This is a genomic window from Pseudomonas putida, from assembly GCF_005080685.1.
Lineage (GTDB): Bacteria > Pseudomonadota > Gammaproteobacteria > Pseudomonadales > Pseudomonadaceae > Aquipseudomonas > Aquipseudomonas putida_V.
On the sequence record NZ_CP039371.1, the window covers coordinates 630438 to 655804 of the forward strand.

Genomic DNA, 25367 nt, shown 5'->3' on the forward strand with positions numbered 1-25367 from the left:
CCCTGACGCCACAAGGCCGCTCCTACAGGTACGGCACAGACCTTGACAGCGGTGAAGATCCTGTAGGAGCGGGCTTGCCCGCGAAGCAGACGCCGCGGTGAATGGCACCGGCTTCGCCGGTGTTCGCGGGCGAGCCCGCTCCCACATTGATCGCGCCAGCTTTTAGAAATTGAGCAAGACAGTTGCTCCCATATTGTCCGTGCTTGCCCTGTAGATAGGGGCTTCACGGACAATGTGGGAGCGGCCTTGTGTCGCGATGGGCTGCGCAGCAGCCCCGGCATTCTCAAGTGAACACCAGTACGCTGCTATCGGGTTGATGCTGTTCTCGTGCCCCTGGCAGGTCAGAACTTGTAGCCCAGGCCGACCATGTAGACCCATGGATCGACATCGACGTCGACCTTGGTCTTGCTGTAGCCCAGGGCGGTCGGGCCGTTGACGCTGGCCTTGGTGTCGATGTCGACGTACCAGACGGAGGCGTTGACCAACAGGTTTTCGGTGAGCATGTAGTCCATGCCCAGTTGCCCGGCGAAGCCTACCGAATCCTGCAGCTTGAGGTTGCTGAAGCCCTGTTGCTTGCGCTGGCTGCTGAGGTCTTCGTCGAAGAACAGGGTGTAGTTGATGCCGACGCCAGCGTACGGCTGGAACTTGGAAGTCGGTTCCATCGGGTAGTACTGCAGCGACAGGGTCGGCGGCAGTTGCTTGATGTCGGCCAGCTTGCCATCCAGGCCGCCGCCCAGGCCCTTGACCCCCACGGTGTGCTTGAACGGCGTGGCCGCCAGCAGTTCCAGGCCGATGTGGTCGGTGAGCATGTAGGCGAAGGTCAGGCCCAGCTGGGTGTCGCTGTCCAGGGTCGCCTTGGTGCCCGAGACCTTGTCGCCATCGAATTTCAGGGCGCCGCTGTCTTCATTGGGAGCGGTGGTGATGGCGCCAGCGCGAAGGATCATATCTCCCGCCTGGTAGGCGTTGGCGACAGGGGCTGCGAGCGCCAGGGCAACGAGTGAGGCGCCGAGCAAGGACTTGTTCATGAAAGCTCCCAAAGGACGTGAGTAATCGAGTAGTCCAATGGTACGGAGGCGTTCACGCCAAAAGTTTGACCCAGCTCAAAGAAGCGCGTCTACAAATACGAAACTGTTCTCATTTCAGCTCATAAACGTATATTTTCTCGGCTTCCATCTGGTAGCCGGCTTCGGCCAGCTCGCTGCTGGAGGCTTTGACCTGCATTTTTCCCTCGATCCAGTAGGGCTGGTAGAGGTCTTCGACGCGCACGCCCATTTCGCTGAAGATGTGCACGATCTGATTCGACGGTGGCGGTGGCACGTGGATGCAGGCGCCGTAGTACGGCACCAGCAGGAACTCGGTGGTGCGGCCTTCCTCGCTGACTTCCAGCGGCACGATGAAGCCCGGTAGCTTGACCAACTGGCCGTCGAGGCTCTTTTCCACCGGCGCATCCGGCGCTTGTTGATGGGCCGGTGGCGCCGATTCGGCGAGGGCGTCGCTCAATTGCGACAGGTCGTGCATTGGCGTGAGCTGCGGCGCGATGACTGGCGCGCCTTCGGGGATCAGCGTCGGCCAGTCCAGTTCGCGGGGTTCGGCAGCCAGCGCAGACAGCGCCAGGAAGGCCAGCATGAACGCGAAGAGGGCGCTGAGGTTTCGGATCATCACACGGCACTCAGAGGTTGATCGACAGGCCATCGGCCAACGACTGCCGGTAGGCTCGCCAGGCCGGCACGCTGCCCATCAGCAACGCAGCGCCAAGGATGATCGCCAGCAGCGTCCATTCATGGGCGCTCGGCCAGGCCAGTGGCAGGTACAGGCCATAGTTGGCCTGCACATAGCCTTGGGCCAAGGCTATGCCCGCGTACAGCAAGCCCAGTCCGGCGACGCAGCCGGCCAGCGCCAACGCCAGCGCCTCGAGCACCAGCAATCCGGCCACATGCCAGGGACGCGCGCCCACCGAACGCAATATCGCCATTTCCCGGCGGCGCTCGTTGAGGCTGGTGAGAATCGCCGTGAGCATGCCGATCAGCCCAGTCAGGACCACGAACACCGACATCACGAACAACGCCTGTTCGGCCGTGCCCATCAGGCTCCACAACTCCTGCAGGGCCACGCCGGGAAGGATCGCCAACAGAGGTTCGTTGCGGTACTCGTTGATCTCGCGCTGCAGGCTGAAGGTCGCGATCTTGTTGTTCAGGCCGAGCATGAAGGCGGTGATGGCGGTGGGTTGCAGGTCCATGGTGCGGGCCTGCTCGGCACTGATGCGCCCGGCGCCGCGGGCCGGCACACCGTTGTGCCAGTCGATGTGAATGGCTTCCATGCCGGCCAGGCTGATGTGCAGGGTGCGGTCGACCGGCGTGCCGGTGCGCTTGAGCACGCCGACCACGGTGAACGGCTTGTCGTCATGCTTGACCAGGCTGATGGCGGACACGCCATGGGCCAGCACCAGTGAGTCGCCGAGCTTGTAGTGCAGGGCCTCGGCCACCTCGGCTCCCAGCACCACCTCGAACGGGTCGCTTGCGAAGGCCCGGCCCTGGCTCAGTTCCAGGTGCTGGCGACGACCGTACTGGTAATGGCTGAAGTAGTCGCCGGTGGTGCCCATCACCCGGTAGCCGCGATGCGAATCGCCCAGGGAAATCGGGATCGCCCATTTCACCCGTGGGTCGTGGGCATAGTGCTGGTAGCTGTCCCAGCGGATGTTGTTGGTGGCGTTGCCAATGCGAAAGACCGAGTAGAGCAGCAGGTTGACCGATCCGGAACGGGCGCCGACGATCAGGTCGGTACCGCTGATGGTGCTGGCGAAACTGGCACGGGCCTCGGTGCGTACCCGCTCGACGGCCAGCAACAGGCACACCGACAGGGCAATGGCGAAGGCAGTGAGGAACGCGGTGAAGCGGCGGTTGGCCAGGCTGGCCAGGGCAAGGCGAAGCAGGTACATCAGGCCTCCCGGGGCTTGGCGGCGCGGTTGAGTTCGGCGAGCGACAGGTGGCGGTCGAACAGCGGCGCCAGGCTCTGGTCGTGGCTGACGAACAGCAGGCTGGCGCCGGCATCGCGGCATTCGTCGAACAGCAGGCGGATGAACGCCTCGCGGGCATCGGTATCGAGTGCCGAGGTGGGCTCGTCGGCGATCACCAGTTCGGGCTGACCGATCAGCGCCCGGGCGGCGGCGACGCGTTGCTGCTGGCCGATCGACAGGCTGCCGGCCCGCCGGCCGAGCAGCGCCGGGTCATCCAGCCCGAGGTGGGCCAGCAGGACCCCGGCGGCCTGGCCGACGCTGCCATGGCGGCGCGCCGCACGTTCGGCGCGGCTGGGCGAGAAGTGGCAGGGCAGCTCGACGTTCTCGCGCACCGAGAGGAACGGCAGCAGATTGAACTGCTGGAAGATGTAGCCGGTGTGATCGACGCGAAAGCGATCGCGCGCGCCCTGGCCCAAGCCTGCGAGGTCCTGCCCGAGCAGGCGGATGGTGCCCTGGGCAGGCAGGTTGACCCCACCCAGCAGGCCCAGCAGCGTGGTCTTGCCGCTGCCACTGGGACCTTTGAGGAACAACGCCTCGCCGGCCTCCAGGCGCAGTGCGGGAATATCCAGCAGGGGTGCCTGGCCGGGCCAGGCAAACACCAGGTCATGCAGTTCGAGCAGCGGCTGGTTCATGTTCAGAATTCGACCGTGGCCTGGGTGGGGCTGGTTTCCAGGCCTTTCTGGCCGTTCGGGCCGATCAGTTGCACGTTGATCTTCTGCGTCGCCGGGAACGTCTTGAACAGCGGGCCCAGGTCGATCTGGGCGAGCTTGGCCGGAGCGGCGCAGGTCAACTGGTAGTGGGCGCCGATGTCGCTGTGCACATGGCCATGTTCGTGCTCGTGGCCATCGTCGTCGGCGTGCGGAGTATCGCCGAACAGCGGACTTTCCAGCTCCTGGGCGTCTTCCTTGCAGCCTGCCGCGGCGGCCAGGCCGAACAGCTTCAGTGGCTGTTCGAGCTGCTGGCGCACGGCGGCCACCTTGGCCTTGTCGGCGTCGCTGCTGGCGACGTGTTCGAAGCCGACCAGGTTCATCGCCGGGCTGTCCAGCTCCAGTTCCAGGGTGTTGCCGTCCAGGACCACATTGAGCTTGGCCACGCCATGTTCATGGGCGCCGAGCGTGCCGTGGGCATGGTCGTGTTCATGTTCGTCGTGGGCGTGGGCCACGGCCAGGGGCAGCAGGGCGAAGGGCAGGGCAAGCAGCAGGCGGCGCATGGACGACTCCGGAAGCGGGAAGATGTGTTTGGTAATGTTATAACAACTTTTATCCGCCTCGCCAGCCTGCCTGGCGCAGGTTTCATGTTGCTGTAGCATGGTCGCCATCGACCTCGCTTCAAGGAACGCATCGTGAGAATTCGTGGACAGATTGGTGACTGGCCGGTGGACCTGACCATCGAGCTCGAACCTGAAGAGTGGGCGCAACTGGGGCGTCCCAGGGATGTGCCGGCGGTAGCCGAAGTGCCTGCCGCAACCACGGCGGCGCCACGCCAAGACGACGGGCAGTGGACAGCAGCGCGTGACCTGCTGCGCCAGGCGGGGCAGATGAACGGGCCGGAACTGCTCGATCGGCTGGAAGGGCTGGCGGGGAGTACGGCGGCGGGCAAGCGGCTGCTGGTGCGGTTGCGCCATAGCAGCGAGGTGAAGGTGGAAAGTGGCGTGGATGCGCCGGTGTATCACTGGGTGGGGTGAGGTTGGCTTTTTGCTCGCCTGGCGGTTTTCGGTGGTGCGGATATCGAGCGCCGCCCGCGCGGCGCATCGCGACGCAAGGCCGCTCCCACATTTGTTGCAACGTGCCTATGTCTGTCAGGCCATGGCCACCCGCCTTTGGTGGCACCACGGAATATCGTGGTGCGCCCTGGCGCCCACACGAACATCGCGTCGGGCCAACAAGGCTGACAACCATGGCCTATCAGACATAGGTGCGTTGCAACAAATGTGGGAGCGGCCTTGCGTCGCGATGCGCCGCGCGGGCGGCGCTCGATATTCGCGGCACCACAACTCTCCAGCGCACGCTTCGCGATGCGCCGCGCGGGCGGCGCTCGATATCCGCGGCACCACAACTCTCCAGCGCACGCTTCGCGATGCGCCGCCCGCGCAGCGCTCGATATTCGCGGCGCTGCAACCCTCCAGTGCACGCCTCAGAACATCGCCGACGACAACCTGCGACGGTACACGCCCACCAACGGATGTTCGCTGCCCAGCAGTTCGAACACCTGCAGCATGGCCTTCTGCGGCAGCCCGTTTTCATAGCCACGGTTGCGCTGGAACAGCTTCAGCAGCCCGTCCAGCGCCGCCTCGTACTGCTGGCGCGCCAGTTGCTGGATGCTCAACTGGTAGGCGGCTTCGTCATCCTCCGGGTTCTGCGCCAGGCGGCTCTTCAGGTCGGCGACTTCCGGCAGGCTGGCGGCCTGGCGCAGGAAGGTCAGTTGGGCCTTGGCGCCGGCCAGGGCGGCCTTGTGCTCATCGCTCTTGACCGCATCGAGCACCACTTCGGCCTCACCCAGTTCACCACGTTCGGCCAGGCAGCGGGCATACAGGATCAGTGCCTCGGCATTGCTGTTGTCTTCACCCAGCAGCGCCACCAGCAGCGCCTCGGCCTCGGCGAAGCGGCTTTCGGCGAACAGTGCCTTGGCCTGCTCCAGCGGCGCCGCAACAGGCGCAGCGGGCATCTGCACGTGCGGCTCGAGCATGGCGCGGATGGCCGACTCGGGCTGGGCGCCGGCAAAGCCGTCGACCGGCTGGCCGTCCTTGAACAGCACCACGGTAGGCAGGCTGCGGATGCCGAACTGGGCAACCACCTGTTGCTCGACGTCACAGTTGACCTTGGCCAGCAGCAGTTCGCCCTGGTAACCCTCGGTGATCTTCGCCAGCAATGGCATCAGCGCCTTGCACGGCGCACACCATTCGGCCCAGAAGTCGACGAGCACGGGTTTGTGGAACGAGTTCTCGATGACCGCTTGCTGGAAGTTGGCATCGGTGGCGTCGAAAATGTACGGGACTTCTTCGCTATAGGGAGCTTGGCTCATCATGACTCTCGCAAATCCGTGAATGGCACCACTATAAAGGCTCGCGGCTGGCGTGGTACAGGCTGACCCTGCGGAATTCGTGCGGTTCGGCGAGGTCCGGCAGGGTCAGGGCATCGAGCGTACCCAGTTGCCGGTACAGCGGATGGCTGAAGTCGCGTACCCGTGAGTCCGCCACCAGTGCCTGCCGGCCACGGCCGAGGAAGGCATCGAGCAGCGGCAGGTTGGCGCGATCGTAGAGCACGTCGGCCACCAGGATCAGGTCGAAGCGGTCGGCTTCGCTGAAGAAATCGCTGCTATAGCCAAGGGTCACGCCATTGAGCGCGGCATTCGCCTGGCAGGCCTGCAGGGCCAAGGGATCGAGGTCGCAGGCCACCACTTCGAGGGCACCAGCGCGGGCGGCGGCGATGCCGGCAATGCCGGAGCCGGCGCCGAAGTCCAGCACGCGCTTGCCCTGCACCCAGTGCGGATGCTCGGCCAGGTAGCGCGCCATGGCCAGGCCGCTGGCCCAGCAGAAGCACCAGTAGGGCGGCTCTTCGAGGATGCGTCGGGTTTCTTCGCTGCTGAAGGCGCGGTCCATGTTCTGGTCGTCGATCAACCACAGTTTCAACGGGCTCGCGGGTAGCTCACTGACCACCAGGCGCGCTTCGCCGATCAGGCCGGTGAGGGCCTGTTGCAGGGCGCTTGGGACCATTATGGGGCTTTCTCGAAACGCAGCGGGCCAGTGGCCTGGGTCTGGGCCTGGGTGATGCGCAGCGGTGGCAAATGCAGGATCAACTGGCCAGAGCGGCTGGCGCGACCGCGCAGTTCGACACGGGCCCCGGCCGGGAAGGCCTCGGGATTGAAGCGCAGGTGATAGGGCAGGGCCTGGCCGGTACCGGTCAGGTTGCTGCTGGCCAGCAGGCGCTGCGGGCGGTCGCGCTCGTCGATCACCAGCAGGGCCAATTCGACGTCGGCGCCGGCCGGGATCTCCAGCAAGGTGCCGCTCAGTTCGCGCTGGTAGGCGGGCAGCGGGCCCAAAGGGTCGGCTTTTTTCGCCACCTTGGCGGGGGTGGGCGCCGGGGCCTGGTCGGGCTTTGGCTGGTCGCTGCCGCAGGCGGCGAGGAGGCCGGAAAGGCACAGCACGACGAGCGCGCGAAGCTGCATGGGGTCATCCTTCATGGGCAGATTTATCTGGATGGTAAACCCTTTGTCTTGTCTTGCCAGTGCAATGCGCTACCATGGCCCTCCCTTTTTTTGTTGCCTGCCACCATGCACTGTCCATTTTGCGGTGCCAACGACACCAAGGTCATCGATTCGCGCCTGGTCGCCGAAGGCGAACAAGTGCGCCGCCGCCGCGAATGCGTCGCCTGCGGCGAGCGCTTCACCACCTTCGAAACCGCCGAGCTGGTGCTGCCCCGGCTGATCAAGCAGGACGGCACGCGCCAGCCCTTCGATGAAGAGAAGCTGCGCGCCGGGATGCAGCGGGCCCTGGAAAAGCGCCCGGTCAGCGTCGAACGCCTGGAGGCGGCGCTGGCGCACATCAAGAGCCGCCTGCGCGCCACCGGCGAGCGCGAGGTCAAGTCGCTGGTGGTAGGCGAGATGGTCATGGCCGAGCTGCGCAAGCTCGACGAAGTCGCCTATATCCGCTTCGCCTCGGTGTACCGCAGCTTCCGCGACCTCGACGAATTCCGCGAAGAAATCGACCGTCTGGCCCGCGAGCCGGCCAAAGAGTGAGCATGCCCAGCCAGACCGCGATCCTCGACGCCCACTACATGGCCCGCGCACTGGAGCTGGCGCGCAAGGGTGTCTACACCACCCAACCCAACCCCCGCGTAGGCTGCGTGATCGTGCGCGACGGCGAGGTGGTCGGCGAGGGCTGGCACGTGCGCGCCGGCGAGCCGCATGCCGAGGTGCATGCCCTGCGCCAGGCGGGTGAGCGCGCACGCGGTGCCTGCGCCTACGTCACCCTCGAGCCGTGCAGCCACCATGGTCGCACCCCGCCGTGCGCCGAGGCGCTGGTCAAGGCCGGCGTGGCGCGGGTGGTGGCGGCCATGCAGGACCCCAACCCGCAGGTGGCAGGCACTGGCCTGCGACGCCTGGCCGAGGCGGGTATCGAGGTCGCCAGCGGTGTGCTCGAGGCCGACGCCCGGGCGCTCAACCCTGGCTTTCTCAAACGCATGGAGCATGGGCTGCCGTTCGTGCGCGCCAAGCTGGCGATGAGCCTGGACGGCCGCACCGCCATGGCCAGCGGCGAAAGCCAGTGGATCACCGGCCCGGCTGCCCGCTCGGCGGTGCAACGCCTGCGCGCCCGCGCCAGCGTGGTGCTGACCAGCGCCGCCAGCGTGCTGGCCGACAACGCGCGGATGACCGTGCGTGGCGCCGAGCTTGGCCTGGATGCCGAAACCACCGCGCTGGCACTGAGCCGCACGCCACTGCGCGTGCTGGTCGATGGCCGCCTGCGCCTGCCGCTCGATGCGCCGTTCTTCCAGGCCGGCCCGGCCCTGGTGGTCACCGCCCAGGCGCCGGACGCGCGGTATGCCGAGGCCGGCCACGAACTGCTCAGCCTGCCCGGCGGCGATGGCCAGGTCGACCTGCCCGCGTTGCTGCGCGCCCTGGCCGCCCGTGGCGTCAACGACATCCTGCTCGAGGCGGGCGCCGGCCTGGTCGGCGCCTTCGCCCGGCAGGGGTTGATCGACGAATACCAGCTGTTCGTCGCCGGCACCTTCCTCGGCTCCCAAGCCCGGCCGCTGCTGGATTGGCCGCTGAGCCAGATGAGCGAGGCGCCCCGGCTGAAAATCATCGAAATGCGCGCAGTGGGCGATGACTGGCGGGTCACGGCCATCCCGCTGCCAGCGCCCGGCGTATAATGCCGGGCTTGCCCCGCGCAACCGTTCCTGAGGAAGCACCATGTTCACCGGCATCATCGAATCCATCGGCACCATCCGCAGCCTGACCCCCAAGGGCGGCGACGTGCGCGTCTACGTCGAGACCGGCAAGCTCGACCTGGGTGACGTCAAGCTCGGCGACAGCATCGCGGTCAACGGCGTGTGCCTGACCGCCGTCGAACTGCCAGGCGATGGCTTCTGGGCCGACGTCAGCGTCGAGACCCTCAAGCGCACCGCCTTCATCGACCTCAAGAGCGGCAGCAAGGTCAACCTGGAAAAGGCCCTGACCCCCACCACCCGCCTGGGTGGCCACCTGGTCAGCGGTCACGTCGACGGTGTCGGCGAAATCATCTCGCGCAGCGATAACGCACGCGCCATCCAGTTCCGCGTGCGTGCGCCGAAGGAGCTGGCCAAGTACATCGCCCACAAGGGTTCGATCACCGTCGACGGCACCAGCCTGACGGTCAATGAGGTCAATGGCGCCGAGTTCGAGCTGACCATTGTCCCGCACACCCTGTCCGAAACCATCATGGCCGACTACCGCGCAGGGCGTCGGGTGAACCTTGAGGTCGACCTGCTGGCCCGTTACCTGGAGCGTCTGCTGCTGGGTGACAAGGCGGCCGAGCCGAGCAAGGGCAGTGGCATTACCGAAAGCTTCCTGGCCGCCAACGGCTTCTTGAAATCCTGATTGAGAAGGGGGTGCCAGTGGCGCTCAACAGCATCGAAGAACTGGTCGAAGACATCCGCCAGGGCAAAATGGTCATCCTGATGGATGACGAAGACCGTGAGAACGAAGGCGACATCATCATGGCGGCCGAGTGCTGCCTGCCCGAGCACATCAACTTCATGGCCAAGCACGCCCGTGGCCTGATCTGCATGCCGATGACCCGTGAGCGCTGCGAAACGCTCAAGCTGCCGCTGATGGCGCCGCGCAACGGCTCCGGCTTCGGCACCAAGTTCACCGTGTCGATCGAGGCCGCCGAAGGCGTCACCACCGGCATCTCCGCCGCCGACCGCGCCCGCACCGTGCAGGCCGCAGCGGCCAAGGACGCCAAGGCCGAGGACATCGTCAGCCCGGGTCACATCTTCCCGCTGATGGCCCAGCCTGGCGGTACCCTGGCCCGCGCTGGCCACACCGAGGCCGCCTGCGACCTGGCGCGCATGGCCGGCTTCGAGCCGAGCGGCGTGATCTGCGAAGTGATGAACGACGACGGCACCATGTCGCGTCGCGCCGAACTGGAAGTGTTCGCCGCCGAGCACGGGCTGAAGATCGGCACCATCGCCGACCTGATCCACTACCGCATGATCCACGAGCGCACCGTGCAGCGCGTCTCCGAGCAGCCGATCGAGAGCGAGCTGGGCGAATTCAACCTGGTCACCTACCGTGACGCGGTGGAAGGCGACGTGCACATGGCCCTGACCCTGGGCACCATCTGCGCCGAACAGCCGACCCTGGTGCGAGTGCACAACATGGACCCGCTGCGCGACCTGCTGCTGGTCAAGCAACCGGGCCGCTGGAGCCTGCGTGCGGCCATGGCCGCGGTGGCCGAGGCCGGTAGCGGCGTGGTGCTGCTGCTGGGCCACCCGCTGGACGGCGACGTGCTGCTGGCACACATCCGCGAAAGCGCGGGCGATGCGCCGACCAAGGCGCCGACCACCTACAGCACCGTCGGTGCCGGTTCGCAGATCCTGCGCGACCTCGGCGTGCGCAAGATGCGCCTGATGAGTTCGCCGATGAAGTTCAATGCGATATCCGGATTCGATCTGGAAGTTGTAGAATACGTGCCCTCCGAGTGACTTGAGGCGGCATTGACGCCCTGCAGCTCGAGTCCAGACCCCTGTCGAGGCCGCCAGCGCGCGGCCTCGCTCTTGAACATGAGATTATCGGAATGACCCTGAAGACCATCGAAGGTACCTTCATCGCCCCCAAAGGTCGCTATGCTTTGGTGGTTGGCCGCTTCAACAGCTTCGTCGTCGAAAGCCTGGTGAGCGGTGCCGTTGATGCCCTGGTACGCCACGGCGTCAGCGAAAGCGACATCACCATCATCCGTGCCCCGGGCGCCTTCGAAATCCCGCTGGTGGCACAGAAGGTCGCCCAGCAAAGCGAATACGACGCGATCATCGCCCTGGGCGCCGTGATCCGTGGCGGTACCCCGCACTTCGAATACGTGGCGGGCGAATGCACCAAGGGCCTGGCCCAGGTGTCCATGGAGTTCGGTGTGCCGGTGGCCTTCGGTGTCCTGACCGTCGACTCCATCGAACAGGCCATCGAGCGTTCCGGCACCAAGGCCGGCAACAAAGGTGCTGAAGCTGCCCTGTCCGCACTGGAAATGGTCAGCCTGCTGGCGCAGTTGGAGGCCAAGTGATTAGCGACGAAAGCGATCGTTTCAACCCGCGCGATCCAAAACCCGCGGATGCCGGCAAGCCCTCGAAGAGCGCCAAGCGCCGTGAAGCCCGCAAGCTCGCGACCCAGGCGCTCTACCAGTGGCACATGGCTCAGCATTCGCTGAACGAGGTCGAAGCGCAGTTCCGGGTCGATAACGATTTCACCGATGTCGACGGTGCCTATTTCCGCGAAATCCTGCACGGGGTTCCGGCGATCAAAGGCGAAATCGACAAGGCCCTGGCGCCTTGCATGACCATCGCACTGGAAGAGCTCGATCCGGTCGAACTGGCCGTGCTGCGCCTGTCCACCTGGGAGTTCATCAAGCGTGTCGACGTACCGTACCGCGTGGTGATCAACGAAGGCGTGGAGCTGGCCAAGGTGTTTGGCGCCACCGACGGGCACAAGTTCGTCAACGGCGTGCTGGACAAGCTCGCGCCGATCCTGCGCGATGCGGAAGTCAAGGCGGCCAAGCGCTGATTCCAGCGCTGCCTGGCCATGGGTGAGTTCGAGCTGATCAACCACTATTTCGCCGCCGCGCAATGCGCGCAGGGCGGCGAAGGCGTGGCGCTAGGTATCGGCGACGACTGCGCCCTGCTGGGCCTGCCTCCCGGCGAGCAACTGGCGGTGTCAACCGACACCCTGGTTGCCGGCGTGCATTTTCCCCAGATCTGCGACCCTGGCCTGCTCGGCCAGCGCTCCTTGGCCGTTGCCGCCAGCGACCTGGCAGCCATGGGCGCGACGCCGATTGCCTTCACCCTTGCCCTGACCCTGCCGCAAGTCGGCGAGGACTGGTTGCGCGCCTATGCCGGGGGCCTCGACCGCATGGCCCGGCAATGCGGCCTGAGCCTGGTCGGCGGCGACACCACCCGTGGCCCGCTGAGCATCACCGTCACCGTGTTCGGCCGTGTCCCGGCCGGCCAGGCCTTGCGCCGCAGTGGCGCAAGGCCTGGCGACCTGTTGTGCGTGGGCGGCGAGCTGGGCAATGCCGCCGGTGCCTTGCCCTTGGTATTGGGCGAGCGCGAGGCGCCCAGCGTGCTGGCGCAACCTTTGCTCGATCACTACTGGTCACCTTCGCCGCAGTTCGCCCTCGGCCAGCTGCTGCGCGGCCGCGCCACGGCGGCGCTGGACATCTCCGACGGCCTGCTGGCCGACTGCGGGCATATCGCCAAGGCGTCCGGCGTGGCGCTTGAAGTGAACCTGCATCAGGTGCCGGTGTCATCCGCCTTGCAGGGCTTTCTCGGTGCGCAGGGCGCCTTGCAGGCCGCAGTGGCTGGCGGCGACGACTATGTACTGGTGTTCACCCTGCCGCCCGGGCAACTTTCATCCCTGCAGGCGCAGGCCGACGTCCATGTCATCGGGCGGGTGCTCGAAGGCCAGGGCGTGAGCCTGCGCGACCGGCAGGGCAAGGACATCACCCCGCAGCAGCGGGGCTATCAACATTTTAGGGAGACACCGTGACCGACCACCCGAATCAGGTGCCCGCGGAGTTCGTGCCGCCTTCGGTCTGGCGCAACCCGTGGCATTTCATCGCCTTCGGCTTCGGCTCCGGCACCCTGCCCAAGGCCCCGGGTACCTGGGGCTCGCTGGTCGCCCTGCCGTTCATTCCGCTCTGGCAGATGCTGCCGGACTGGGGCTACTGGCTGCTGCTGGGCATCACCATGCTGTTCGGCTTCTGGCTGTGCGGCAAGGTGGCCACCGACTTGCGCGTGCACGATCACGAAGGCATCGTCTGGGACGAAATGGTCGGCATGTGGATCACCCTGTGGCTGGTGCCCGATGGTTGGCAGTGGCTGCTGGCGGGGTTCCTGATGTTCCGTTTCTTCGACATCCTCAAGCCGTGGCCGATTCGCTGGATCGACCGTCACGTGCATGGCGGCGTGGGCATCATGCTTGATGATATCCTGGCCGGTGTGTTCGCCTGGCTGGGCATGCAGGTCCTGGTCTGGGCGGTGGGCTGATACAGGGAGTGGGGCGATGGTCATGAGGACTGTGTTGCTGGCGATGATGCTGAGCCTGGCTCCCTGGGTGGCCGCCGCCGGTGGCCTGCCCAAGCAGGTGCACCTGGTCAGCGAGGAGTGGCTCGACTACACCAACGCCGATGGCAGCGGAGTGGCCTGGGACGTGCTGCGCAAGGTGTTCGAGCCGGCCGGGGTCAAGGTCGTGACCCAGAGCGCGCCGTACAGCCGAGCGATCGGGCTGGTCAAGCGTGGCGAAGCCGATGCCTGGGTCGGTTCGTACAAGGAGGAGAACGACGACAACCTGTATCCGCGCTGGCACTTCGATATGGACCACATCTACGCCCTGGGCCTGGCCGGCAAGCCGGTGCCGACCCTGCAGACCGTCGGGCAGTATCGTCTGGCCTGGGTGCGCGGCTACGACTATGGCAGCTACCTGCCCAACGTGCGCAACTTCCGTGAGATCCAGCGCCGCGAAGGCATCCTGCCAATGCTCGAGCACGACCGGGTGGACTTCTACATCGATGCGCAGACCGAGGTCGATTACGTGCTCGGCCAGGCCTCGCAGCCTGAGCGCTTTCACCGCACGCACATCGCCGAGCTGCCGCTGTACCTGGCGTTTGCCCGCAGCGAGCAGGCCAAGGCCTTGCGCGAGCTGTTCGACAAGCGCATGGCAGAACTGGTACGCAGCGGCGAGTTGAAGCCGATTTTCCAGCACTGGAAGCAGCCATATCCGTTCAGCCCCGACAGCAAGCCGCAATAAAGCTTGGGCGGGCACCATAAGCATCGAACTTTTCGATCTTAAGCGACGGTATTCAGCGAGCCCATACGTGCCAACCTGCTGATACAATCGCTACCTGAGAAATGTCCTACTTAATCCAGGAGCACAACGTGCCCGTCGTCTTTGTTGCCGCCTCTAAGCTTCCGACCCCTTTTGCGACTTTCACCATGCATGGCTTTCTTGACGAAGCCACTGGCCGCGAGCACGTGGTGCTGAGCCTGGGTGATATCGCCGATGGCGAGCCGGTACTGGGGCGCCTGCACTCCGAGTGCCTGACTGGCGATGCCCTGTTCAGCCAGCGTTGCGACTGCGGTTCGCAATTGGAAGCCGCGCTGCAGGCCATCGCCCGCGAAGGCCGTGGCGTGCTGCTGTACCTGCGTCAGGAAGGCCGTGGCATCGGCCTGCTGAACAAGATCCGCGCCTACGAACTGCAAGATGGCGGCGCCGACACCGTCGAGGCCAACGAACGCCTGGGCTTCGCTGCCGACCAGCGTGACTACGCCATGTGCCTGCCAATGCTCGAACACCTGGGCGTCAAGGCCCTGCGCCTGATGACCAACAACCCGCGCAAGGTCAAGGCGCTGACCGACATGCACATCACGGTCGCCGAGCGCGTGCCGTTGCACACCGGGCACAACCCGCACAACCGCCTGTATCTGGCTACCAAGGCTGACAAGCTCGGCCACATGATGGGCAGCAAGCACCAGGGCGAAGTGCCCCAGGCCTGACCAGGCCGCGCCGATGCGCCTGCTGTTCTGCCTGCTGGCCGTGCTGGCCTGTTCCGCGCGGGCCGAGCCACTGCGGGTGATCAGCCTGGCGCCATCGATGACCGAAATCATGCTCGAACTGCAGGCCGACGGCCTGCTGGTCGGCGTGCTCGATGGCGGTGACCGGCCTGCGGCCCTGCGGGCATTGCCCTCGGTGGGCCGGCAGGGCCAACTCGACCTCGAACGCCTGGTGAGCCTGCGACCCGACCTCTTGCTGCTGTGGCCGGGCAGCATCGCCCGGCCCAGCGCGAGCAACTCTCGCGCCTGGGTATCGCCACCTACAGCGCCGAGCCGCACACGCTCGCGCAGTTGATCGAGCAGATCGAAACCCTTGCCCAACGCCTGGGCCTGGCCGAACGGGGCCAGGCGTATGCCGGCGCGTTGCGTGCGCGCTTGCGCCAGTTGCGCGACCAGTACCATCGCGAGCAACCGCTTCGGGTGTTCTATCAGGTCTGGGATCGACCGCTTTATACGCTTGGCGGTCAGCAGGTGGTGAGCGACGCCTTGGCCGTGTGCGGTGCGCGCAATGTCTTCGACGACCTGACCCCGCCTGCGCCGCAGGTGAGCGTGGAATCGGTGTTGCTGCGCAATCCCCAGGTCATCCTGGCGGGTGATGCGGCGCAACTGCAAAGCTGGAAAGCCTGGCCGGCCATCGACGCAGTGGCCGGCGGACGCCTGCTGGTGGTGCCGGACAAGGGGATCGAGCGCCCCAGCGGGCAGATGATCGAGGCGACCGCCCGGCTGTGCGCCTCGCTCGCCGCTACAGCGCCGGTGTCCAGGTGAGGCTCAGCAGTGCAGTGCGGCCTTCCTCGCGGTAGCCATAGCTGGCGCCGTCGTAGCTGTACAGCGCGCGGCTGTAGCCTTTGTCCAGCAGGTTATCCAGCTTCAGCTCCAGCTTGAGCTCATCGGTTGCCGCCCAGCCACCGCGCAGGCCCAGCAGGCCGTAGCCGCCCAGGCGGTTGCGGTTGGCTTCGTCGTCGAAGCTGGCGCTCACGGCCTGCCAACTGGCCCCGACCTGGAAGCGCCCGACCTGGCGGTCGAGATCGACGCTGAGGGTGCGTCGGGCACGGCGGGCGAGGGTGTGGCCGCTGTCGCGGTCGCGTGGGTCGATCAGGGCCAGGCCGAGCTGGCTGCGCCAGGCGCCCCACTGTTGGTCGAGGGCCAGTTCCAGGCCATTGATGCGGGCCGAGGCGACGTTACGTGGGATCGAATCCTGGCCGAAGATGATCGCATCGCGCAGGTCGGTGCGGTACAGCGAGGTTTCCAGGCGGCTGTCGTCGGTCAGTTGGCTGCGCCATTGCAGTTCATAGCTCTTGGAGCGTTCCGGCTTGAGGTCCGGGTTGCTGAACTGCGGGTAGTACAGGTCGTTGAAGGTCGGTGCCCGAAAGCCCTCGCTGTACGACAGCAGCACATCGTTGCGGGCGTCGAGCGGCAGGGTGAAGCTGCCGCTCCAGGTGGTCTTGCCGCCGAACTGCTGGTTCTGGTCGCGGCGCACACCCAGCTCGGTCGAGAAACGTTCTCCGCTGTAGCGGTGCTGGATGAAGGCGGCGCGGTTCCAGCGGCTGTCCTCGGTGAAGTCGGTGCTGGCATGCACGCGATCCTCGTACCAATCGCCGCCGACCAGCAGGTTGTGCCGCTCGGCCAGCGCCAGGTCGTTCTGCCAGGTGACCTGGTCGCGGTAGGTGTTGAACACGAAACGTTCGTCGCTGAGCTTGTCGCGTTTGTCATCGCGATTTTCGCTGTGGGCGGCTTCCAGGCGCGAGTGCCAGGTCTCGGTCAACTGGGCGTCGATGTAACTGCCCAGGCTGCTGACGCTGAAGTCGGTGTAGGGCTTTTGTCCGAAGCTTTCGAACGTGATCGGGTCGAAGCGGCCGAACGGATTGTCGTACTCGCTGCGCCCCCGGCTGTCGAGCAGGTTCAGGCCTGCCTCGAAGCGCTCGCCGAAGGTGTGGCTGAGGCTCAGGTTGAGCGACTGGTTGCGGTAGGCGTCGTGGTCGTTGTCGCTGGCGAACGAGGGGCCGGTGGCGTCGATGCCGGCGGTTTCGTCCATGCTGGCACCGAGGTTGAAGCGCGTGGCGCCGTCGTTGCCGGACAGGCCCAGGCTACGTTGCCAGGTGTGGTTGCTGCCGGCGGCCAGGCGCAGCCGTGGTTGCAGGCCGGGGCCGCTGGCGCGACGGGTGAAGATCTGGATCACCCCGCCGATGGCATCGCTGCCGTACAGCGCCGAGCGCGAGCCACGCAGCACCTCGACACGCTCGATCTGGTCGACATCGAGAAACTGCAGGCCGCTGTCGCCGGAGGTGGCGTTCGCGATGCGCACGCCGTCCACCAGTACCAGGCTCTGGGCCGCCTTGGTGCCACGGATGAAGATCCCCGGCAGGCTGCCGCGACCACCGGTCGGCGCCACCTGCACGCCGGGTACGCGGGTGAGCAGGTCGGTGACGCTGCTGGGCTGCAGGCGGTCGATGTCGGTACGGGTGAAGACGGTGTTGGCGGCACTGGTGGCGGTGCGTGATTCGATCTGGCGGTTGGCGCTGATGAGTACGTCGGGGAGTTTCAGCGCGTCGTCGCGTTCTGCGGCCAGCAGGAATGTGGGGGCGCAGAGTAAAGCGGCACAGGCAGATTTTTTCATTGGCGGTTCCAACGTATTCGCGGGACAAGCCCGCTCCCACAGGCACGCCACAAGTCTTGAAATCTGTGGGATCCCTGTGGGAGCGGGCTTGTCCCGCGAAGGGGCCCTACAGGCCCAACTTGGCCATCCGGGCCTTCACCGAGGCTTCGATGCCAGCCACATCCAGGCCACATTCGGCGAGCATCTGCGCAGGCTTTGCATGCTCCACGTAGATGTCCGGCAGCCCCAGGTGCAACAGTGGCTTGACCACCGCCTCACGGGCCAGGAACTCACCCACGGCAGCACCGGCGCCACCCATGATGGCATTTTCCTCGATGGTCACCAGCAGTTCATGGCTGCCGGCCAGTTCGAGCACCAGGGCTTCATCCAGCGGCTTGACGAAGCGCATGTCGACCACGGTGGCGTCGATCTGCTCGGCAACCTGCAGGGCTTCGGCCAGCTGCACGCCGAACACCAGCAATGCGACTTTCTGGCCCTTGCGCCGAACCACGCCCTTGCCGATTTCCAGCGGTTCCAGGTCGCCGCTGATCGGCGCGTTGGGGCCGGTGCCGCGTGGGTAGCGCACGGCTGCCGGGCCGTTGTACAGGTGGCCGGTGCTGAGCATCTTGCGCAGTTCGTTCTCGTCGCTCGGCGTCATCACCAGCATGCCGGGGATGCAGCGCAGGTACGACAGGTCGTAACTGCCGGCGTGGGTCGGGCCGTCCTCGCCGACCAGGCCGGCGCGGTCGATGGCGAACAGCACGTCGAGGTTCTGCACCGCCACGTCGTGGATCAACTGGTCGTAGGCGCGCTGGAGGAAGGTCGAGTAGATCGCCACCACCGGCTTGGCGCCTTCGCAGGCCATGCCGGCGGCGAGGGTGACCGCGTGCTGCTCGGCGATCGCCACGTCGAAGTAGCGCTCCGGGAAGCGTTCGCTGAAGGCCACCAGGTCGGAGCCTTCCTTCATCGCCGGGGTGATGCCGACCAGGCGGTTGTCGGCTGCGGCCATGTCGCACAACCACTGGCCGAACACCGAGGAGTACTTCGGACCACTGGGCTTCTTCGGCGCGGCGGGCTTGTCGGCAGGCTCGAGCTTGGTGATGGCGTGGTAGCCGATCGGGTCGATCTCGGCCGGGGCGAAGCCCTTGCCCTTCTTGGTCACCACATGCAGGAACTGCGGCCCTTTGAGGTCGCGCATGTTGCGCAGGGTGGCGATCATGGTCGGCAGGTCATGGCCGTCGATCGGGCCGATGTAGTTCCAGCCCAGTTCCTCGAACAAGGTGCCGGGCACCAGCATGCCCTTGGCGTATTCCTCGGTGCGACGGGCGATTTCCCAGGCACCCGGCAGGCGCGACAGCACTTTCTTGCTGCCTTCGCGCATGCTGGCGTAGGTGCGGCTGGAGAGGATCTTGGCCAGGTAGTTGGACAGGCCACCGACATTGCGCGAAATCGACATGTCGTTGTCGTTGAGGATCACCAGCATGTTGGCGTCCACTTCCTGGGCGTGGTTCAGCGCCTCGAAGGCCATGCCCGCGGTCAGCGCGCCGTCGCCGATCACAGCGATGGCCTTGCGCGGATCGTTTTGCAGGCGGGCGGCGATGGCCATGCCCAGGGCGGCGCTGATCGAGGTGCTGGAGTGACCGACGCCGAAGGTGTCGTACTCGCTCTCGCTGCGGCGTGGGAAGGCGGCGATGCCGTCCTTCTGGCGCAGGGTCAGCATGCGGTTGCGCCGGCCGGTGAGGATCTTGTGCGGGTAGGCCTGGTGGCCGACGTCCCACACCAGGCGGTCATCCGGGGTGTCGAAGACGTAGTGCAGGGCGATCGTCAGTTCGATGACGCCAAGGCCTGCGCCGAAATGCCCACCGGTCTGACCCACGGTGTAGAGCAACTCCTGGCGCAACTCGTCGGCCAGGGTCTCCAGGTCGGCTTCGGCCAGCCGGCGCAGGCCGGCAGGCGTGTCAGCGCGGTCGAGCAACGGCGTGACCGGGCGTTCGCGGGGGATCTCTTGAAACGTCGTGGGCATCAGGCGAGTCGTTATAGATATGAAGACGCGGCAGTTTACCCCATTGTGGGAAAAGCTGCCCCTGTGGGAGCGGGCTGGCCCGCCAAGGGCTGCAAAGCAGCCCGGTCAATCAGTGGCGGCGTTCGACGATGTAGCGCGCCAGCGCTCGCAGAGGCTCTGCGTTTTCGCCGAACCCTTCCAGTGCGACCAGCGCCTGCTCGCGCAGTTCGATCGCATAGGCCTTGGCCGCTTCGAGGCCGAGCAGGGCAGGATAGGTCGGTTTGTCGCGGGCGATGTCGGCACCCTGGCGCTTGCCCAGGGTGGCGGTGTCGCTTTCCACGTCGAGGATGTCGTCTTGCACCTGGAAGGCCAGGCCGATGGCCTGGGCGTAGGTCTGCAGGGCGTCGAGCTGGGCCTGTTCAGCGCGGGCGCTGGCCAGGGCGCCGAGGCGCACGCTGGCCTCGATCAGCGCGCCGGTCTTGTGCCGGTGCATGTATTCCAGGGCTTTCTGGTCCAGCTTGATGCCGACCGAGCCCAGGTCGATAGCCTGACCGCCGACCATGCCAGCGGGGCCTGCTGCCTGGGCCAGGGTCTGCACCATGGCCAGGCGGATGGTGTCGGCCTGGGGGCTCAGGCGTGGGTCGAGCAGGGCACTGAAGGCCAGGCTCTGCAGGCCGTCGCCGGCAAGGATGGCGCAGGCTTCGTCGAATGCCTTGTGGGTGGTCGGCTGGCCGCGACGCAGGTCGTCGTCGTCCATCGCCGGCAGGTCGTCGTGCACCAGCGAGTAGGCGTGGATCAGCTCGACCGCGCAGGCGGCGCCGTTGGCGTGTTCGGCGGGGGCGCCGAGGGCTTCGCAGGCGGCATAGGCGAGCAACGGACGGACCCGCTTGCCGCCGTTCATCACGCTGTAGCGCATGGCCGCATAGAGCCGCTCGAGCTCCTTGGACGGCGCCTGGAACAGCGGTTCGAGGGCGGCGTCGACCCGTGCCTGGCTGCTGGCCTGGTAGCGGGTGATCATGCCTCTGGCTCCGCGTCGAAGGGCTGGGCGGCCAGCTCGCCGTCGCGTTCCAGGAGAATCTGCACTTTCTGCTCGGCCTGGGCCAGGGCGCCCTGGCAATCGCGGGTCAGGGCGATGCCTTGTTCGAACGCGGCCAGCGAGTCTTCCAGCGACAGTTCGCCGTTCTCCAGGCGCTCGACCAGGGCTTGCAGGTCAGCGAGGGATTGTTCGAAATCGATGGAGGCTTTTTTGCGGGCCATGGCGACTGTCTCGGTGGCTGGTCAGAACGGCGCGACACTAGCAGAGAGGGGCGGGGGGAGCAAACTTGTGTGGGGGTTGCAGGGGCTTGGCTGGGGTTTGGCGGTGGTGCATGTATCGAGCGCCGCGTGCGCGAAGCGTGCGCTTGAGTCGTGCGGTGCCGCATACATCGAGCGCCGCCCGCGCGGCGCATCGCGACGCAAGGCCGCTCCCACATCTGTTTCGGGCCAATTATGTCTGATAGGCCATGATTGTCAGCCTGGTGGGCCCGGCGCGCTATTTGTGTTGGCGCCAGGGCCACCACGGTCTTCCGCGGTGCGCCAAAGGCGAACAACCATGGCCTGACAGACAGTGGCACGTTGCAGCAAATGTGGGAGCGGCCTTGCGTCGCGATGCGCCGCGCGGGCGGCGCTCGATATCCGCGGCGCCGCACCTACAAAGGCGAACACCCACCCGCCATCAAGCGATCTCCACCTCCAGCCCCACCAGCGCCTCGCGATAGCGGGCCAGTTCCTCGATGGTCAGCACCGGCAGGTTGTACTGGCGCGCATACACCGCGACCTGCTCGCCCCGGGCCATGCTGCCATCGGGGTTCATCAGCTCGCAGAGCACGGCAGCCGGGCGCAGGCCGGCCAGGCGCGCCAGGTCCACCGACCCTTCGGTATGGCCGCGGCGGGCCAGCACGCCGCCGTCGCGGGCGCGCAGCGGGAACACATGCCCTGGGCTGACGATATGGCGCTGCTGCGCGGTCGAGCGCAGGGCGGCTTCGATGGTGGTGATGCGGTCCTGCGCCGAAACGCCGGTACTGACCCCCTCGGCCGCTTCGATGGTGACCGTGAAGCCGGTGCCGTGGCGGGCCTGGTTGTTCTGCACCATCGGCGCCAGCTGCAAGGCGTCGACGGTGGCTTCGTCCAGGCACAGGCAGACGATGCCGCTGCAATCGCGGATCATCATGGCCATGGTCTGCAGCGAGAGGTTTTCAGCGGCGGCGACGATGTCGGCTTCGTCCTCGCGATCGTCGTCGTCGAGCAGCAGCACGGGGCGCCCGGCCTGGAAGGCGGCGATGGCGGCGGTGACGTTGGGGTATTGCTGGGACAGCTTGGAAGACATGAAACGCTCCTCGTAAAGGTCGATGAACGTCTCGGGGCGAACAAAATGCGCGCGCAAGGGCGCCCGAATGGCCCTTGGCTGACGCCTTCTTTCATCCGGACTATGACCGTCGGCCCTGGAATCTCACCAGATCTGCTGACCCCCGGCATGGCCGGGGCGCTCGCGGGCTCATCTTTCGATTTACCGCCGGTGGGGACTTTCACCCCGCCCTGAAGACCCGGCAAGCATACCGCACTGCGCCACCGGTATGGCAAGCCGCTGGCGTACGACCTTTGGCGGTATCATGCCCGCAGGGCCTCATTGGAGCAGCCATGGACATTCTGCAAATCACCGGCGGCAAGCCGGTCAAGCTGTGGACCGACGGCGTGCCGGTCGAAGACGACGCCCGCCGCCAACTCACCCATACCGCGAAGATGCCGTTCATCTTCAAGCATCTGGCAGTGATGCCCGATGTGCACCTGGGCAAGGGCTCGACCATCGGCAGCGTGATCCCCACCGTGGGCGCGATCATTCCGGCAGCGGTGGGCGTGGACATCGGCTGCGGCATGATCGCCGCGCGCACCTCGCTGCATGCCCGCGACCTGCCGGACAACCTGCATGGCCTGCGCACGGCCATCGAAAAAGCCGTGCCCCACGGCAAGACCTTCGGCCGCCACGACCAGGGCGCCTGGGACCAGGTGCCGGGCCATGCCGATGCGCGCTGGCGCGCCCTGGCCGGTCGCTTCAAGGCGATCACCGACAAGTACCCACGGCTGGAAAAGACCAACAACCGACATCACCTTGGCACGCTCGGCGGCGGCAACCATTTCATCGAGGTCTGCCTGGACGAGGCCGACCGCGTCTGGTTCATGCTGCACAGCGGCTCGCGTGGGGTCGGCAACGCCATCGGCAACCTGTTCATCGAACTGGCCCAGGCCGACATGCGCCAGCACCTGGCCAACTTGCCGGACAAGGACCTGGCCTACTTCGAGGAAGGCAGCCGCCATTTCGCCGACTACGTCGAGGCGGTTGAATGGGCGCAGGATTTTGCCCGGCACAACCGCGAGCTGATGATGCAGGCGGTAGTGGCCGCGACCCGCAAGGCCCTTGGCAAGCCGTTCGAGGCGAGCCTTGAGGCGGTCGATTGCCACCACAACTACGTGCAGAAGGAGCAGCACTTCGGCCGCGAGGTGCTGGTCACGCGCAAGGGCGCTGTCTCCGCGCAGCGGGGTCAACTGGGCATCATCCCCGGCTCCATGGGCGCCAAGAGCTTCATCGTGCGAGGCCTGGGCAACCCCGAGTCGTTCTGCTCGTGCAGCCACGGCGCCGGGCGGGTGATGAGCCGCACCCAGGCCAAGCGGGTATTCAACACTGCCGACCAGCGGCGCGCCACCGCCCATGTCGAATGCCGCAAGGACAAGGACGTCATCGACGAGATCCCCATGGCCTATAAGGATATCGACGCCGTGATGCAGGCCCAGCGCGAGCTGGTGGAAGTCGTGCACACCCTGCGCCAGGTGGTCTGCGTGAAGGGGTGAGGGTAGCAGCTATCTACCATCATCGGTTCTGTACGCTGCCCTAGAGTGAGGCCCCGCCCATATTGGGCAGCTATCAGGATCACACCCTTGACCAACTCCGAAGTTAAACCCAAGACCGACCCTACGGCGCTGCTTTACGCGCATACCGAATCCGATGTCGACGCGGCATTCGAGACGCTTGCCGTCACCGTGTTCGACAAGACTCGCGACGCGGACGACCTGAACGCCCCGTCCAGTCCGAAGATTCTCATCCTGGCGGGAGCCCAAGGTGCGGGCAAGACCTACCTCCTGGAAAACACGTTGCTTCCCAGCGGCCGCTTTGCAAACTACGTACGCCTTTATCTGCCGTCGTACCGGCAGTTGCACCCTGCCTATGCGCAAATGAGCCAAGAAAGCGTGCTGGATATCTACAAGTACACCGAGGACTTCATCTGGGCGCTTGGTAAGAAACTGATGACCTATGCCATCGACAATCGCTACAACATCATCATGGAAACCGCACTCGACAAAGCCGCCTTCGCCCAATTCCCACCCATTGCCGTTGAGGCGGGATACCAGTTCGAGGTCCATATGATCGCCTGCAAAAAGGAGTTCAGCCATTGGGCGACCTTGGATCGGGGCGTAAAAAGCGTGGCCAACGGAGAGCTCGATCGCTTCCTGTCGCTGACCAAGATCGAGGAATCGCACGGCAATGCCCGGGCGATCCTCGATGCCTTCGAAAACGCCTGCACGAAGGTGCCGGGTTCGTCGATCACCTTGCACCATCGAGGCTTCGAGACCGACATGGAAAGCCAGGTGCTGTGCCACAGCCAATGTGATGCGCCGACAAATCTGGTGGCGCATTCTGACTACAATGGCAAGCCATTCGCCCGCGTCCCGCAGATGGATCGGACATTCCAGATCGTCCGTAACGCTGAGGCCGACTTCCCGTGTTCCTATGTGCAGTACGCACAGGTGGTGCATGCCGGCATGATCGCCAAGGAGACCCGCCAGCGCATGGTTCAGGCCTGCTGCTCGACCTTGCAGCGCGCACAGGTGCAAATGCCGAACATTCCCGTCGAGGCATTTCGCGAACTGAGCCTGTATGTGCTCAAGTACATCTACCCTTGAGGCACAGACCGGGCGTGCTGGTGATCGGACATCGACTCGATCACTCGGCGCAGCGAGGCGGGCAACATGGGGCCATGGCCAAGGCCGTCGAAGCGCTCGAAGCGTACCTCTAGCCCCTGGACCTTGCCCAGCTGCGCTGCGAGCCTGCGTGCAGGCCCTTCTTCGTCACCCTTGGACGGCTTGCCCGGGCGCGCCGGCTCGGCTGCGCCGCGCATCAGCAGCAGGTGCGCACGGCTGTCCCCCAGGCGTTGTTGCAAGCCCTCGGCCTCGTGCACGATGGCGCCGTCGTGCCACCACAATGACGGGCTGGCGGCGGCGTAGTCGCTGAACTCGTCTGGGTGGGCGAACAGCGCATGCAAGACCGCCAGGCCACCATAGGAATGGCCCCAGAGGGTCTGGCGGGCCGGATCGATCGGCGCCACGCTGGCGACCATCGGCCGCATGCGCTGGCGCAGCAACTCGAAAAACACCTCGACGCCGCCGCTCGGCTGGCCGGTCAACGGGTCGAGCTGCTGCGCCTGCCCCGGCAGCGCCGGGGTGTAGTCGTAGGTCCGGCCGGCGCGCTCGATGCGTTGATCGGTCTGGTAACCCACTGCCACCAACAGCGGCGCCTGGCCTGCGGCGAGCGTGTTCAGCAGGCCGGCATCCAGCGCACCGATCGCGGCATTGCCGTCGAGCATCCACAGTACCGGGTAACCGGCGGCGGGGGCGGGGCGGTCGGGCTTGCCGATCCACAGGCGGTAATGGCGCTGGCCGTCGACCGAGTCGAGGTCGAGGTGACTGAAGCGGTAGGCCAGGTCCTGACGTTGCAACAGGCTGGTGTCCATCTTCTGGTTGCGTTCGGGCTGGGCCAGGGCGACCGGGGCGGCAAGGGCCAGTGCCAGGGCGAGGGACAGGGTCAGCTTGCTCATCGGGAATCTCATCGGGCGTCCGGGAAAGGCGCAGGCATGCACGCCGTGGGCGAAACCCTGGATG

General features: G+C 65.9%; 27 protein-coding genes, 1 pseudogene and 1 riboswitch. Of the genes and pseudogenes, 14 read left to right on the forward strand and 14 right to left on the reverse strand.

From position 1 onward, the window contains the following. Nucleotides 1-341 precede the first annotated feature (341 nt). The 5 genes from E6B08_RS03050 to E6B08_RS03070 all read right to left on the reverse strand — a co-directional run bounded on the left by E6B08_RS03050 (nucleotide 342) and on the right by E6B08_RS03070 (nucleotide 4223). A complete protein-coding gene (locus tag E6B08_RS03050) occupies nucleotides 342-1025 on the reverse strand; it encodes an OmpW/AlkL family protein (RefSeq protein ID WP_136912694.1) in 684 nt (227 codons plus the stop codon). A gap of 109 nt (nucleotides 1026-1134) precedes the next feature. After that, nucleotides 1135-1659, reverse strand: a complete 525-nt coding sequence (locus E6B08_RS03055) for a DUF3299 domain-containing protein (RefSeq protein WP_416194366.1) — start codon at nucleotides 1657-1659, stop codon at nucleotides 1135-1137. 10 nt (nucleotides 1660-1669) lie between these two features. Then, the gene (locus E6B08_RS03060) at nucleotides 1670-2935 is read right to left on the reverse strand and encodes an ABC transporter permease (RefSeq protein WP_136912695.1); all 1266 of its coding nucleotides are present in this window, start codon (nucleotides 2933-2935) and stop codon (nucleotides 1670-1672) included. Beyond that, a complete protein-coding gene (locus E6B08_RS03065) occupies nucleotides 2935-3645 on the reverse strand; it encodes an ATP-binding cassette domain-containing protein (RefSeq protein WP_136912696.1) in 711 nt (236 codons plus the stop codon). Before E6B08_RS03065 ends, E6B08_RS03060 begins: the two co-directional genes overlap by 1 nt. Before the next feature lie 2 nt (nucleotides 3646-3647). Next, a complete protein-coding gene (locus E6B08_RS03070) occupies nucleotides 3648-4223 on the reverse strand; it encodes a DUF2796 domain-containing protein (RefSeq protein ID WP_136912697.1) in 576 nt (191 codons plus the stop codon). A 132-nt stretch (nucleotides 4224-4355) separates the two neighbouring features. On the opposite strand from E6B08_RS03070, the gene E6B08_RS03075 reads away from it, so the two are divergent. After that, nucleotides 4356-4697 (forward strand): hypothetical protein, encoded by a 342-nt coding sequence (locus E6B08_RS03075; RefSeq protein WP_136912698.1) that lies wholly within the window; start codon nucleotides 4356-4358, stop codon nucleotides 4695-4697. A 449-nt stretch (nucleotides 4698-5146) separates the two neighbouring features. Here E6B08_RS03075 and trxA read toward each other — a convergent pair whose 3' ends face one another. From trxA to E6B08_RS03090, 3 genes are read right to left on the reverse strand one after another with little or no spacing between them, the layout of a single operon-like run. Further along, entirely contained in the window at nucleotides 5147-6034 is an 888-nt protein-coding gene (gene trxA, locus E6B08_RS03080; RefSeq protein ID WP_136917320.1) for a thioredoxin, read from the reverse strand. Nucleotides 6035-6065: 31 nt separating this feature from the next. After that, entirely contained in the window at nucleotides 6066-6725 is a 660-nt protein-coding gene (locus tag E6B08_RS03085; RefSeq protein WP_136912699.1) for a class I SAM-dependent methyltransferase, read from the reverse strand. After that, the gene (locus E6B08_RS03090; protein ID WP_136912700.1) at nucleotides 6725-7177 is read right to left on the reverse strand and encodes a YbaY family lipoprotein; all 453 of its coding nucleotides are present in this window, start codon (nucleotides 7175-7177) and stop codon (nucleotides 6725-6727) included. Before E6B08_RS03090 ends, E6B08_RS03085 begins: the two co-directional genes overlap by 1 nt. 105 nt (nucleotides 7178-7282) lie before the next feature. Between E6B08_RS03090 and nrdR the strand changes: the two genes are divergently transcribed. The 11 genes and pseudogenes from nrdR (at nucleotide 7283) to E6B08_RS03145 (ending at nucleotide 15570) form a co-directional block, all read left to right on the forward strand. Further along, nucleotides 7283-7747: a transcriptional regulator NrdR gene (gene nrdR, locus E6B08_RS03095; protein WP_192938612.1), complete on the forward strand. Its 465-nt coding sequence runs from the start codon at nucleotides 7283-7285 to the stop codon at nucleotides 7745-7747. A 2-nt stretch (nucleotides 7748-7749) separates the two neighbouring features. After that, nucleotides 7750-8880: a bifunctional diaminohydroxyphosphoribosylaminopyrimidine deaminase/5-amino-6-(5-phosphoribosylamino)uracil reductase RibD gene (ribD, locus tag E6B08_RS03100; RefSeq protein WP_136912702.1), complete on the forward strand. Its 1131-nt coding sequence runs from the start codon at nucleotides 7750-7752 to the stop codon at nucleotides 8878-8880. A 40-nt stretch (nucleotides 8881-8920) separates the two neighbouring features. Next, nucleotides 8921-9586, forward strand: coding sequence for a riboflavin synthase (locus E6B08_RS03105; protein WP_003255399.1), 666 nt, complete (start codon nucleotides 8921-8923; stop codon nucleotides 9584-9586). A gap of 17 nt (nucleotides 9587-9603) precedes the next feature. Further along, nucleotides 9604-10695: a bifunctional 3,4-dihydroxy-2-butanone-4-phosphate synthase/GTP cyclohydrolase II gene (ribBA, locus tag E6B08_RS03110; protein ID WP_136912703.1), complete on the forward strand. Its 1092-nt coding sequence runs from the start codon at nucleotides 9604-9606 to the stop codon at nucleotides 10693-10695. A gap of 92 nt (nucleotides 10696-10787) precedes the next feature. Next, the gene (ribE, locus tag E6B08_RS03115) at nucleotides 10788-11264 is read left to right on the forward strand and encodes a 6,7-dimethyl-8-ribityllumazine synthase (RefSeq protein WP_133330105.1); all 477 of its coding nucleotides are present in this window, start codon (nucleotides 10788-10790) and stop codon (nucleotides 11262-11264) included. Further along, on the forward strand, nucleotides 11261-11761 hold the full coding sequence (gene nusB, locus E6B08_RS03120; protein ID WP_136912704.1) for a transcription antitermination factor NusB: 501 nt from the start codon (nucleotides 11261-11263) through the stop codon (nucleotides 11759-11761). The genes ribE and nusB overlap by 4 nt, the downstream gene beginning before the upstream one ends. Nucleotides 11762-11779: 18 nt before the next feature. After that, complete coding sequence (gene thiL, locus E6B08_RS03125) at nucleotides 11780-12742, forward strand: thiamine-phosphate kinase (RefSeq protein ID WP_136912705.1); 963 nt, start codon at nucleotides 11780-11782, stop codon at nucleotides 12740-12742. Continuing rightward, nucleotides 12739-13242 (forward strand): phosphatidylglycerophosphatase A, encoded by a 504-nt coding sequence (locus tag E6B08_RS03130; RefSeq protein ID WP_136912706.1) that lies wholly within the window; start codon nucleotides 12739-12741, stop codon nucleotides 13240-13242. The genes thiL and E6B08_RS03130 overlap by 4 nt, the downstream gene beginning before the upstream one ends. 16 nt (nucleotides 13243-13258) lie before the next feature. Then, nucleotides 13259-14002: a substrate-binding periplasmic protein gene (locus tag E6B08_RS03135; protein ID WP_136912707.1), complete on the forward strand. Its 744-nt coding sequence runs from the start codon at nucleotides 13259-13261 to the stop codon at nucleotides 14000-14002. Between the two features lie 128 nt (nucleotides 14003-14130). Beyond that, nucleotides 14131-14748, forward strand: a complete 618-nt coding sequence (gene ribA, locus E6B08_RS03140) for a GTP cyclohydrolase II (RefSeq protein ID WP_136912708.1) — start codon at nucleotides 14131-14133, stop codon at nucleotides 14746-14748. A gap of 13 nt (nucleotides 14749-14761) precedes the next feature. After that, nucleotides 14762-15570 (forward strand): annotated as a pseudogene (locus E6B08_RS03145) (cobalamin-binding protein). Here the strand turns inward: E6B08_RS03145 and E6B08_RS03150 are convergent. The 5 genes from E6B08_RS03150 to ribB all read right to left on the reverse strand — a co-directional run bounded on the left by E6B08_RS03150 (nucleotide 15548) and on the right by ribB (nucleotide 21765). Next, entirely contained in the window at nucleotides 15548-17419 is a 1872-nt protein-coding gene (locus tag E6B08_RS03150; protein WP_136912709.1) for a TonB-dependent receptor domain-containing protein, read from the reverse strand. The pseudogene E6B08_RS03145 and the gene E6B08_RS03150 overlap by 23 nt on opposite strands. 106 nt (nucleotides 17420-17525) lie before the next feature. Beyond that, on the reverse strand, nucleotides 17526-19421 hold the full coding sequence (gene dxs, locus E6B08_RS03155) for a 1-deoxy-D-xylulose-5-phosphate synthase (protein ID WP_136912710.1): 1896 nt from the start codon (nucleotides 19419-19421) through the stop codon (nucleotides 17526-17528). Between the two features lie 109 nt (nucleotides 19422-19530). Beyond that, on the reverse strand, nucleotides 19531-20418 hold the full coding sequence (ispA, locus tag E6B08_RS03160) for a (2E,6E)-farnesyl diphosphate synthase (RefSeq protein ID WP_136912711.1): 888 nt from the start codon (nucleotides 20416-20418) through the stop codon (nucleotides 19531-19533). Then, on the reverse strand, nucleotides 20415-20657 hold the full coding sequence (locus E6B08_RS03165) for an exodeoxyribonuclease VII small subunit (protein ID WP_008092375.1): 243 nt from the start codon (nucleotides 20655-20657) through the stop codon (nucleotides 20415-20417). The genes ispA and E6B08_RS03165 overlap by 4 nt, the downstream gene beginning before the upstream one ends. Nucleotides 20658-21114: 457 nt before the next feature. Further along, nucleotides 21115-21765 carry a 3,4-dihydroxy-2-butanone-4-phosphate synthase gene (gene ribB / locus E6B08_RS03170; RefSeq protein ID WP_136912712.1) on the reverse strand — a complete coding sequence of 217 codons (651 nt, stop codon included), beginning with the start codon at nucleotides 21763-21765 and terminating at the stop codon, nucleotides 21115-21117. 79 nt (nucleotides 21766-21844) lie between these two features. Next, nucleotides 21845-21986: riboswitch (FMN riboswitch) on the reverse strand. Nucleotides 21987-22076: 90 nt separating this feature from the next. Between ribB and E6B08_RS03175 the strand changes: the two genes are divergently transcribed. Together E6B08_RS03175 and E6B08_RS03180 are read left to right on the forward strand one after the other, a co-directional pair. Beyond that, a complete protein-coding gene (locus tag E6B08_RS03175; protein WP_136912713.1) occupies nucleotides 22077-23282 on the forward strand; it encodes an RtcB family protein in 1206 nt (401 codons plus the stop codon). Nucleotides 23283-23369: 87 nt separating this feature from the next. After that, a complete protein-coding gene (locus E6B08_RS03180; RefSeq protein WP_136912714.1) occupies nucleotides 23370-24392 on the forward strand; it encodes a zeta toxin family protein in 1023 nt (340 codons plus the stop codon). Here the strand turns inward: E6B08_RS03180 and E6B08_RS03185 are convergent. Further along, entirely contained in the window at nucleotides 24383-25303 is a 921-nt protein-coding gene (locus tag E6B08_RS03185) for an alpha/beta hydrolase (RefSeq protein WP_136912715.1), read from the reverse strand. The genes E6B08_RS03180 and E6B08_RS03185 overlap by 10 nt on opposite strands. Between the last annotated feature and the right edge of the window lie 64 nt (nucleotides 25304-25367).

Bases quoted from the DNA above. Each gene is read 5' to 3' on its own strand.
- E6B08_RS03050 (WP_136912694.1), bottom strand. From the start codon at position 1,025: ATGAACAAGTCCTTGCTCGGCGCCTCACTCGTTGCCCTGGCGCTCGCA.
- E6B08_RS03055 (WP_416194366.1), bottom strand. From the start codon at position 1,659: ATGATCCGAAACCTCAGCGCCCTCTTCGCGTTCATGCTGGCCTTCCTG.
- E6B08_RS03060 (WP_136912695.1), bottom strand. From the start codon at position 2,935: ATGTACCTGCTTCGCCTTGCCCTGGCCAGCCTGGCCAACCGCCGCTTC.
- E6B08_RS03065 (WP_136912696.1), bottom strand. From the start codon at position 3,645: ATGAACCAGCCGCTGCTCGAACTGCATGACCTGGTGTTTGCCTGGCCC.
- E6B08_RS03070 (WP_136912697.1), bottom strand. From the start codon at position 4,223: ATGCGCCGCCTGCTGCTTGCCCTGCCCTTCGCCCTGCTGCCCCTGGCC.
- trxA (WP_136917320.1), bottom strand. From the start codon at position 6,034: ATGAGCCAAGCTCCCTATAGCGAAGAAGTCCCGTACATTTTCGACGCC.
- E6B08_RS03085 (WP_136912699.1), bottom strand. From the start codon at position 6,725: ATGGTCCCAAGCGCCCTGCAACAGGCCCTCACCGGCCTGATCGGCGAA.
- E6B08_RS03090 (WP_136912700.1), bottom strand. From the start codon at position 7,177: ATGCAGCTTCGCGCGCTCGTCGTGCTGTGCCTTTCCGGCCTCCTCGCC.
- nrdR (WP_192938612.1), top strand. From the start codon at position 7,283: ATGCACTGTCCATTTTGCGGTGCCAACGACACCAAGGTCATCGATTCG.
- ribD (WP_136912702.1), top strand. From the start codon at position 7,750: ATGCCCAGCCAGACCGCGATCCTCGACGCCCACTACATGGCCCGCGCA.
- E6B08_RS03105 (WP_003255399.1), top strand. From the start codon at position 8,921: ATGTTCACCGGCATCATCGAATCCATCGGCACCATCCGCAGCCTGACC.
- ribE (WP_133330105.1), top strand. From the start codon at position 10,788: ATGACCCTGAAGACCATCGAAGGTACCTTCATCGCCCCCAAAGGTCGC.
- thiL (WP_136912705.1), top strand. From the start codon at position 11,780: ATGGGTGAGTTCGAGCTGATCAACCACTATTTCGCCGCCGCGCAATGC.
- E6B08_RS03135 (WP_136912707.1), top strand. From the start codon at position 13,259: ATGGTCATGAGGACTGTGTTGCTGGCGATGATGCTGAGCCTGGCTCCC.
- E6B08_RS03150 (WP_136912709.1), bottom strand. From the start codon at position 17,419: ATGAAAAAATCTGCCTGTGCCGCTTTACTCTGCGCCCCCACATTCCTG.
- dxs (WP_136912710.1), bottom strand. From the start codon at position 19,421: ATGCCCACGACGTTTCAAGAGATCCCCCGCGAACGCCCGGTCACGCCG.
- ispA (WP_136912711.1), bottom strand. From the start codon at position 20,418: ATGATCACCCGCTACCAGGCCAGCAGCCAGGCACGGGTCGACGCCGCC.
- E6B08_RS03165 (WP_008092375.1), bottom strand. From the start codon at position 20,657: ATGGCCCGCAAAAAAGCCTCCATCGATTTCGAACAATCCCTCGCTGAC.
- ribB (WP_136912712.1), bottom strand. From the start codon at position 21,765: ATGTCTTCCAAGCTGTCCCAGCAATACCCCAACGTCACCGCCGCCATC.
- E6B08_RS03175 (WP_136912713.1), top strand. From the start codon at position 22,077: ATGGACATTCTGCAAATCACCGGCGGCAAGCCGGTCAAGCTGTGGACC.
- E6B08_RS03185 (WP_136912715.1), bottom strand. From the start codon at position 25,303: ATGAGCAAGCTGACCCTGTCCCTCGCCCTGGCACTGGCCCTTGCCGCC.